The 7037-nt window shown below is 63.7% G+C and carries 7 protein-coding genes; all 7 read left to right on the forward strand.

What is annotated here, in order from left to right:
* The first annotated feature begins 490 nt into the window (after window positions 1-490).
* The 7 genes from LHA35_RS27330 to LHA35_RS27360 all read left to right on the forward strand — a co-directional run bounded on the left by LHA35_RS27330 (window position 491) and on the right by LHA35_RS27360 (window position 7030).
* On the forward strand, window positions 491-1420 hold the full coding sequence (locus tag LHA35_RS27330; RefSeq protein ID WP_226614331.1) for a replication protein RepA: 930 nt from the start codon (window positions 491-493) through the stop codon (window positions 1418-1420).
* 639 nt (window positions 1421-2059) lie between these two features.
* On the forward strand, window positions 2060-3085 hold the full coding sequence (locus LHA35_RS27335; protein WP_226614333.1) for a ParA family protein: 1026 nt from the start codon (window positions 2060-2062) through the stop codon (window positions 3083-3085).
* A gap of 1 nt (window position 3086) precedes the next feature.
* Complete coding sequence (locus LHA35_RS27340) at window positions 3087-3986, forward strand: ParB/RepB/Spo0J family partition protein (protein WP_226614335.1); 900 nt, start codon at window positions 3087-3089, stop codon at window positions 3984-3986.
* Window positions 3987-4015: 29 nt separating this feature from the next.
* Entirely contained in the window at window positions 4016-4357 is a 342-nt protein-coding gene (locus LHA35_RS27345; protein ID WP_226614337.1) for an EthD family reductase, read from the forward strand.
* A 70-nt stretch (window positions 4358-4427) separates the two neighbouring features.
* Window positions 4428-5657 (forward strand): ABC transporter substrate-binding protein, encoded by a 1230-nt coding sequence (locus tag LHA35_RS27350; RefSeq protein WP_226614339.1) that lies wholly within the window; start codon window positions 4428-4430, stop codon window positions 5655-5657.
* A gap of 288 nt (window positions 5658-5945) precedes the next feature.
* Window positions 5946-6212 (forward strand): hypothetical protein, encoded by a 267-nt coding sequence (locus LHA35_RS27355; protein WP_226614341.1) that lies wholly within the window; start codon window positions 5946-5948, stop codon window positions 6210-6212.
* A 368-nt stretch (window positions 6213-6580) separates the two neighbouring features.
* A complete protein-coding gene (locus LHA35_RS27360) occupies window positions 6581-7030 on the forward strand; it encodes an MFS transporter (RefSeq protein ID WP_226614342.1) in 450 nt (149 codons plus the stop codon).
* Window positions 7031-7037: the final 7 nt, after the last annotated feature.

The raw sequence follows: 7037 nt of genomic DNA on the forward strand, positions 1-7037 counted from the left end.
CGCCATGTCCAACACTCCCACCGCCCCCGACCAAAGGCCCGAGGCTAGCGTCCGAACATGGGTCAACTCTCAGTGGCAACTTAACCCCAAACCGGGTCAGCTCTCAGTGGCAATCAACACACCACCCACAGGGAGCACCGTCCGGGGTGGGCCAGCGCGGCCTGGCGCGGGCCTGATACTGCCTGGGACATCTCTTGAAGCAAAAAGTAGTGCCGCCGATTCGCGTTGCCCAAGTGTGGAAACCAGCGAGCCTCCTGCCCCGCCGCCCACAGGCCGAGTGTGGAGTCCAGCGAGGATAAGCGTGGAAAGCAGCGAGGGCGCCCCACCTGGAATCAAGGAGTTGGCGACTTATCCCGTGGAAAGTAGCGTGGAAGCTAATAGTAGAATCCTAATACCTTTTCCAATAGCTTCCTCGCTGCTTTCCACAGCGACGCCGGGGATGAAACAGGGCAGTCTCCGGACTGTGGTTTGGGCGAATCGGAGGGCGGCCATGGGGACGGTCCACGACCTCCTCGAGGCTAGAGGCAAGCAGGGTGCGCTTGCGACTGGCATCGAGCGGTCCGTCGTAGAGGCCGCCGCGCAGTACCTCGCCGACGAGGACAATGCCCTCGGCTTCGCCTATTCCGGATGGGCCCAGTGCGCTCTACCCCACAAACGGCTTGCCGACGACGCGCCCTGGTCCATCTCCGCGGAACGTATCCGACTCATGGTGGAGCCGGGGCGACGCCCGGTCGATGAGGACGGCCAGGATTTCGAGTGGGTCGGCGTCCCGTTCGGCAGCCACGCTCGGCTGATCCTGCTCTACCTCCAGACTGAGGCGCTCCGCACCGGCTCCCGTGAAGTCGAATTGGGCCGGTCTCTCCGCGACTGGCTTGGCCGTATCGGTGTCTCAGTCGGCGGCACCACGGGCCGGAGCGTTCGGGACCAAGCCGAACGGATCTCGCGCTGCAGGCTGACCTTCCACATCGCTACGGCTGGACGCGCGTCTGGCCTAGTCAACCAGTCCATTGTCGACAGGGCCCTTTTCATCGATGAGAGTGACGGTTCGCAGGGGCGCCTGAACCTCGAGACGGCGAAGCTTTCGGAGGGGTTCTACGAGCAACTCAAGCGGCATCCTGTACCGCTTGAGGAGGCAGCGATAAAGGCGCTGAACAACAATGCTCCTGCCCTCGACATCTATCTGTGGCTTGCATACCGGCTGCATGCACTCTCGGCCGACCGGCTAGTGACATGGAAAGCCTTGAAGTCCCAGTTCGGCGTCAACTTCAAAGAAATGTACCACTTCAAGCCGCGGTTTTTGGGCTCGCTCTCGCTGGCGACGGCGGTCTACCCAGCGGCCCGCGTTGAGCCGACTGACGAGGGCGTGATCCTGAAGCCGAGCCGCCCGCCGGTCGCCCCGCGGATCCACGCGATCCGATGATCCCCGGGGCTCGCTAGAGTCCACACTCCGACAAGCTCGCTCTTTTCCACAGTTTTCCTTGCCGTCGCAGCCTTATCAACCCACAGGAAGCCTTTTCGTCACCATCATCTGCAGAGCGAGGTGATTCGCAGGCGCCGTGGCGAGGTAGAGCACCTCCACCAGCAGTGGCGGCTTCCACCCCTTCCTCATCAGTGACGTCCTCCTGTTCCTGACACGGAAACAGTGGCCCTCCGCCTTCAAGCTCCAGCAGCTTGCCACCCGTGTCGTCGTAGCTGAGCTTTTCCGTCATCGTGGAGTCTGGTTCTGCGTCAACCAGATCTCGGAGGAAGTCGGCGGTGGCTGCCAAGGTGTGCAGCACCTTCGCCGAGGCCGAGGGGCATATCGCTCCCCAGGCCTGTTCAGTCTTTCCGAGCGGTTTCTTTGAAACCGGCAGAATCCTCCCCGGCTAAACTGACCAGGAAGTTTGTGGTCACCAACCGGCTGCCATCGGCTAACCGTTACAACGCATGACCGGCAAGCGCAAACCGCCTCCGTCGGCAGAGTCACCGTCAACTCAGTATATTGACGTTGACGGCATCATTCTCTCAAAGGCACGATGATCGGGTTCTGACGTCAGAACCATAACCAGGGAGTCGCGGTATGCAGGGAGAGGTTTTACGCCTCGCACGTCTCCGGCTGCGGCTGAGCCAAGCGGAACTCAAAGACGCCCTGAACCAGCGCCTAGGCCGGAGCTACGACAAGCCCCGCATCTCGCGATGGGAAAACGAGCATGAACCGATCCCCGCCGACGTTGCCTCGGAGATCGAAGCCATGGCTGCTGGAAAGCCGAGGCAGGCCCATGTCCTTGCACTGGCCAACCAGAAGGGGGGAGTGGGCAAAACCACCTCGGCCCTGAACTTAGCCTTCGGGCTCTTCCGCGCCGGCCAGAGGGTCTTGCTGCTGGATTTGGATCCCCAGGCAACCGCGTCAGTGGCCCTGCTGGGAGCCAACACGGTCGAGGTCTACCGACTAGGGAGGACCATGGCGCACGTCCTCCTGCGGGAACACCCCTTGCAGGATGCCATCCTGCGGGCCTCCCAACCCATCGGCGAGCGTCCCCTACCCTTCGACCTCGTGGCAAGCCATATTGATCTTGCTGAGAGTGATGGCCGCCGGGAGCCTGGCTTCGAGGTTGCTCTTCGGGAAGCGCTCGACCCAGTACGGACCGACTACGACTATGTCATCCTCGACGCGCCACCCAACCTAGGCACCCTGACCGTTATGGCCCTCGCCGCGGCTGATGAGGTCCTGATCCCGGTCAGGACGGAGCCCTTCGATGCCATGGGCGTCGGACTGATTTTGGCGACCATCACTAAGGTCCAACGCCGTCTCAATCCGGGTCTCCGGCTTTCTGGGATTCTGCCGACCCAGTTCGGGCCTCGGAAGGCTGTTGACCGCGAGGTACTTGAACAGCTCACGGCGGCCCTGAAGGATAAGGCGCCGATACTGGAGCCGGTCCCTGCAAGCGCGGTTTTCGGCCATGCCGCACGCAACGGGCGCATTGCGCTGGAAGCCTCTCCGACAGCACCTGCCACCGTAGTCTATGGCCGCATCGCTGCGGCTCTCGTCCAAGGGGTGTCACTGCCCAGGCTGTCATTGGCTCCGGCAGCCGAGGAGGTCGCCTGACATGGGCGCACGTGCAAAACGGCCCTCCCCGGTCCTGGGCGCCGCTATGGCGCTGATCGGGGAAGCCAGCGACACTCTGGTGCCGAAGAACAGCCGCTTCCGGCATACCTTCGAAGCGCCTGTCGATCGGATCCAGCCCGACCCGGACCAGCCGCGAAAGGTGTTCACCGAAGTGGAGATCGCGGCGCTGGCTGCCACCATGGCCGAGCAGGGACAGCTCCAGCCCATTCTGCTTCGGCGCGATCCTGACCAGCGAGGCAACTACGTCATCGTCGCCGGTGAACGGCGTTGGCGGGCCGCACGCTTGAATGGCTGGCCGACCGTGCTTGCCATTGAGCACGACGGTGATGCGGAGGTGGCGGCCCTCATTGAGAACCTCCAGCGGGTAGACCTGACGGCTGTGGAGGAGGCGAGGGGCCTTGATCGGCTGATCAAGGGGAAGGGCTGGACCCAGGTGCAGGCAGCCGAGGTGCTGGGGAAGTCGAAGGGCGAGATCAGCGCCACGCTCCGGATCCTGACACTTCCCCAGTTGGTTCTCGACGGAGTTCTGACGTCAGAACTCGATATCCCTCGGAATGCCCTCGTCGAACTGGCACGCATCGAGAATACGACGGTCCGGGATCGCCTCATCGGCATGGCGCGAAATGGCGGCGTGACCATTAAAGCCATCCGCGCTGCAAAGGAAGCGGAGGTGCCCGGCAATACCGCAACGGTAGGCGATGACCCTGCGCAATCTCCGGAACGGCATCGTCCACCTGTAGGGCAGTTCTCCTTCGGCACGCTGGATCGGCTGACGTTGAAGCTCAGAGCCTACCGGGACGAAGGCAGAACGGTATCCGAAGACGAGCGCAAGCACCTAGAAGACCTTCGTCGCGAGATCGATGCTCTGTTGGTACGCTGACTTATAAATAAATATTTGGGAGTGCCAAAATGTTCAAAATGATTGCCTTGCTTACGCGAAAGGCCTGGTCGACACACGAGGAATTCGTGAAGCATTGGGTCGAGGTACACGCGCCTCTTGCTCATGGGATTCCGGAACTTCGGCGTTATGTCCAATCTCATATCGTCGGTGAGCAAGCCCGACCGGACATCCCGACGACGGAGATGGCGATCGACGGCATTGCCGAACTCTGGTTCGACGACCGGGCGGCGCTCGAGCGCGCTCACGGCACCCCGGAGATGAAGCGCCTCCTCGCCGACGGTGCAACCTTCATCGGGAGCATCAAGACCTTCTTTGTCGAAGAGAAGGAAATCATCCCACCGAGGCCCTGAAAGGCCGCCGCCCCGAAGACGAACTCACAAAACATACAATGCAGTAGCCAACGGCCATAGGGAGGAAAAGATGAAAATCACTCGGCGTGGGATCCTGGGGGTAACCGCCGCCGCACTGCCGCTGGGCCGCGCGTCTGCCCAAGGCCAGGCCCCCATCAAGCTCGGCATTCTCACCGATATGTCCGGTCCCTACCGCGACATCGGCGGCCCCCTAATTGAGCCCTGTGTTCGACAGGCGATTCTCGACAGCGGTGCCGCGCAGCGCGGCATCACCGTTGAGGTGCTGACCGCAGACCATCAGAACAAAGTGGATGTCGGTCTTTCCATAGTCCGCCAATGGTTCGACGTGCAGGGGGTGGACGCGGTGATCGACCTCGGCAACAGCGCGCTGGCGCTGGCCGTTGCTCCGCTCGCCAGGGAGAAAGACAAGGTCCAGCTGAATACCGGTGCCGGTCTGTCCGACCTGACCGGCCGGGCCTGCACGCCGAACCTCATCCACTGGACCTTTGACACCTGGCAGATGTCCCACTCTGTCTGCGACGCCATGGTGGCGCGCGGTTTGGACACTTGGTTCTTCATCGTGGCGGACTATGCCTTCGGTCACTCAACACAGCGGGACTCCGAAGAGTTCGTGCGGGCCGCTGGCGGTCAGGTGCTCGGCGCGGTCCGCCATCCGTTCCCCAGCACGACGGACTTCTCGTCCTTCCTGCTCCAGGCCCAGGCTAGCCGGGCCAAGGTGATCGGCTTGGCGAACTCCGGCAGCGACCTGGTCAGTTGCGTAAAGCAGGCCGCCGAGTTCGGTGTCACCCGCCGAGGAGCCAAGCTCGCTGCGCTGGTTACCTTCATCAACGACATCCATGCCATAGGGCTGCAGCACGCGCAGGGGCTGGCGCTCTCCGATACTTTCTACTGGGATCTCAATGATCGGACGCGAGCCTTCACCGCCAAGGTGCGGCCGCATATGGGCACTATGGTGCCCACCTCCGTGCAGGCCGGCGCCTACTCCGGCGTGCTGCACTACCTGAAGCTGGTGCAGGAGATGGGGGTTCAACGCGCGAAGGCATCCGGTCGCGCCGTTGTCGAAGCCATGAAGCGCCTGCCAACTGATGACGATGCCTTTGGTCAGGGGCGCATCCGCGAGGATGGCCGCAAAATCCATCCCAGCTACCTGTTCGAGGTGAAGGCGCCGGCTGAAAGCTCCGGTCCTTGGGACTACTTCAAGCTAGCCGGGACCACTCCTTTGGAGCGCGCCTTCAGGCCAACGGAATTGGGCGGCTGCCCTTTGGCCAATAAGACCTAAAGCTCACCAGGGCACATGTCGATCTCATCCGTTCAGTGTGGGCTCTGTTGCAGAGATTGCTGGCGGCTGAGAGCGGCCGCCACATGACGGTGCGATGCGGACGCAGGTGGCCCAGATTAGCAGAGTGACTACCAAGCGTTTGCCCGGCAGTGGTTCTCCGAATTGTGGCACCATTCTCTGGCTTGTGGGGAGCGCGGTTATCGCAAGCCAGAACGGGCTCTAGGCGGGCCGCAGTGCTATCCTGGTTGCCCAGAAGGGGGTGGCAGGGCAGGGGGCATGCCGGGCAGCGTGAAGCGAGAGAACCAGGTTGAGCGGCTGCAGGCTATTCGCCTCAGGTACTGCATCAACACCCATCTCGAGGACCAGGGGATCGCCACGCCGGCCCAGATCGGCGCCGCAGTCGGCCTGCCACCCGCTGAAGCGGTCCGGCTGCTCGCCCGCCGGCAGTGGCGGGAAGGCGACGTGGCAGCCCTGCAGGCGGTCGCCATCCGGCTCGGCCTCGACGTATCGCTTGAAGGCCTCGGCCTGCCAGTGGGGCAGGGCAGGGGGCCGTGACGGCAGTTCCGGCGCCCGCCCCCGCGGCCGTACCCCTCGACCGGCCGACGCCGCCGAGACCCGCCGCGCCTATGCCGGCGACTGGCGGTATTTCCACGCTTGGTGCCAGCAGGTCGGCCTGGCGCCGCTGCCCGCCACCCCGGCGACCATCGCCGGCGAGGGGAGGGAGACCTGCCCGGTGCGCACGATCGAGGACTGGTTACGGGCGGCAGGGATCCGATTCTGGCCGGTGTTCCCAAGGGGATCGCGACAGTTCGGCTCGAGCCATAGGCTGTGGCGGTCCTCGTTGATGTAACAGGGACAGATCAGCTATCGGCGTGGCCGGCGGGCGCGCTTGAATGGGGGGGGGACCCCCGGGGAAGATCGGCATGACGACGCAACAGGCCGAGCCACTGCCCGAGGCACCCGACAATCGTTGGGTGGTTCTCGGCTACGTTCTCGGCGTGCGGGTGGCGGTCACCCTCCAGATGCAGTCCGTCGGGGCCCTTGGCCCGGCCCTGCTCACCGACCCCGATCTCGCACTCGGCTATGCCGGGCTTGGTGCCCTGATCGGGGCCTACATGCTGCCCGGCATCGTCGTCGCCCTGCCGGCAGGCTGGCTCGCCGCTCGGCTCGGCGAACGACGCATGGTGCTGGCCGGCCTCGCGCTCTCGACCGTCGGCGGTCTCGCCCTCGCCGCCGCGCCCGGCTTCGGGACTGCCCTGGTTGTGGCGCGACGATCTGGATGCGAGCAGCGCGACAATCAGGATGAGAGTCTGTGGTCGCGGCGGCTGGATGATTGTCGCGGCGCGACAGGTAGGCAAGCGGTTTTCGGGTGATGCGCGA

The sequence above is a fragment of the Roseicella aerolata genome (genome assembly GCF_020523605.1).
In the GTDB taxonomy this organism is placed as follows: domain Bacteria; phylum Pseudomonadota; class Alphaproteobacteria; order Acetobacterales; family Acetobacteraceae; genus Paracraurococcus; species Paracraurococcus aerolatus.

What these genes read in the sequence shown, in the direction of transcription:
- LHA35_RS27350 (WP_226614339.1), top strand. Translation starts at nt 4,428, where the DNA reads ATGAAAATCACTCGGCGTGGGATCCTGGGGGTAACCGCCGCCGCACTG.
- LHA35_RS27340 (WP_226614335.1), top strand. Translation starts at nt 3,087, where the DNA reads ATGGGCGCACGTGCAAAACGGCCCTCCCCGGTCCTGGGCGCCGCTATG.
- LHA35_RS27330 (WP_226614331.1), top strand. Translation starts at nt 491, where the DNA reads ATGGGGACGGTCCACGACCTCCTCGAGGCTAGAGGCAAGCAGGGTGCG.
- LHA35_RS27335 (WP_226614333.1), top strand. Translation starts at nt 2,060, where the DNA reads ATGCAGGGAGAGGTTTTACGCCTCGCACGTCTCCGGCTGCGGCTGAGC.
- LHA35_RS27360 (WP_226614342.1), top strand. Translation starts at nt 6,581, where the DNA reads ATGACGACGCAACAGGCCGAGCCACTGCCCGAGGCACCCGACAATCGT.
- LHA35_RS27345 (WP_226614337.1), top strand. Translation starts at nt 4,016, where the DNA reads ATGTTCAAAATGATTGCCTTGCTTACGCGAAAGGCCTGGTCGACACAC.